The organism is Vibrio sp. 10N.247.310.17 (assembly GCF_041466605.1).
In the GTDB taxonomy this organism is placed as follows: Bacteria; Pseudomonadota; Gammaproteobacteria; order Enterobacterales; family Vibrionaceae; genus Vibrio; species Vibrio tasmaniensis_A.
Window position 1 is genome coordinate 1 of record NZ_JBFSTC010000210.1, and the last position, 1,748, is coordinate 1,748.

At 39.6% G+C, this 1,748-nt stretch carries 1 protein-coding gene; it reads right to left on the minus strand.

Going from position 1 to position 1,748, the window contains the following annotated elements; all coding sequences use genetic code 11:
- Positions 1-194: 194 nt before the first annotated feature.
- The gene (locus AB6D80_RS24905) at positions 195-818 is read right to left on the minus strand and encodes a DJ-1/PfpI family protein (RefSeq protein WP_029223022.1); all 624 of its coding nucleotides are present in this window, start codon (positions 816-818) and stop codon (positions 195-197) included.
- Between the last annotated feature and the right edge of the window lie 930 nt (positions 819-1,748).

Genomic DNA, 1,748 nt, shown 5'->3' on the forward strand with positions numbered 1-1,748 from the left:
CCCCTGAACATTTAGAAGAGACTTTGATGCTGAATCCTTTGAATCAGCATCAAAACCCGACTGATTCTTAACTCGTTTGTCCCAGAGCATAGCAATCCCAGAGTATTGCGGCATAACACGTCTCTGGACAAAAACCGTTTAGTGGTATTACTCTAAACGCCCTGTACCAGATTAGAAAAAGTATTTTGAATACCTTAAACACTTGTATGCGAATTTGCCAATTCAGCAGATTGAATAGTTGTGGAAATAAGCTCTTCAAATAGGTCTAATTGCCCAGCAGGGATTAACTGATTTTGTATGCTTTGTCGTTTACTAGAGTCAAACAACCTCTCAGCTAACCAACCAACTAGATACATCAGTGAAAGACAACCCCCGGCAGTTGCTATGTTGCCTTCTATCACTAGAGGTAGGTCTTGAACGTCCCCTCCCATGCTTTCTAGAACAGTCTTTGCATCTGGGTTTGTCGTTAACGGCTTGCCTTTAAGTAAACCGAGCTCATGAAGGATGAATGACCCCGCACAAATTGATCCAATTAGCTGTTTATTCGGATCAAGATTCAATGCCGACATAAACCCAAGATCTTTTATCGCCGCTGGGATACCACGTTTGCCACTGGTGATAAGAACTACATCTTGATTAGCAACTTCTGATACATGTCCGTCCGTTTTAACTTTCATACCAAGATGGGAATTATGTTCAGATTTAGTTCCAAGTACACTAACCGTCCAACTATCAGATGTTCGGCCAAGTAAGTCATACATAAGAAAGAAATCTACATCTGTAAAATCATCAAACAAAACAATACCGACTTTATACATAATATTTTTATCCTTTATCACAGCACTCGTGAGTCGCATAACGCTTTCTATGTGGCGCTAAGCCGTTCTTTACGTGGTAATAGTGCAGTCTATATTTTAAGCTTTCAACAAAAAATCATTAACTAAGTCAGCAAATTAAAAATTTAGTCTGCACAGTGAGGTATAATTTCTGGGTAGGTGAGTTTGGATAAGTTTTAGTTAGGCAAAAGTACGCCTTAGAAAAGATGCAGTGCATTTACACTAAAACATTTTGGGGCAAAAGTGAGTCAGAAAATTCCGAGTGCTTAAATGAGTCTAACTTATAGAATTGTAGCTAAATAAAATACCGAAATAGACTGAAATACGAGTCGATTGGTTTTTGAATTGCTCTAACATGCTGTTTTTATGTTTGGTTTTGTAGAATTCCAAATCCGCGTGTTGGGAGTTCGAATCTCTCCACCCCTGCCACATCTTCCCTTAGGGGATATGAAAAGCCTCAACTTCGGTTGAGGCTTTTTGCCATCTAGTATTATGAAAAATAGAGATTTTCAGATCTCCTACCTATCAACCCCATCAAAAGCTCATCAAAAGCTCATCAGAAGCGCTCATAAAGCCTCTCCAAAATACTTCCGGTACATATCCTGAACTTTCAGCTTCAACCTCGTGGTGAGCTATACAGCTATGAATAGCGCTTGCGGCTACTTAGGGTGAATATTGCCAACAAACACCTTTCATAGAAATTCGACAACGGTATGGTCCATATCCGGTCATGTAGTTGGAGTCGGTGGCCGATATAATATTTATGGTTTGGTAGGAAATACGATTACATTATTTGGTATGCACCCTGACTGATTTTCGATATCCCACTCTTCGTTAACGGTATTCATCTCTAAGGTGCGGTGTTTTTCAAGGTAGTTGTCATCATTTGCTTGCTTATTAAGCAGCTTCTCT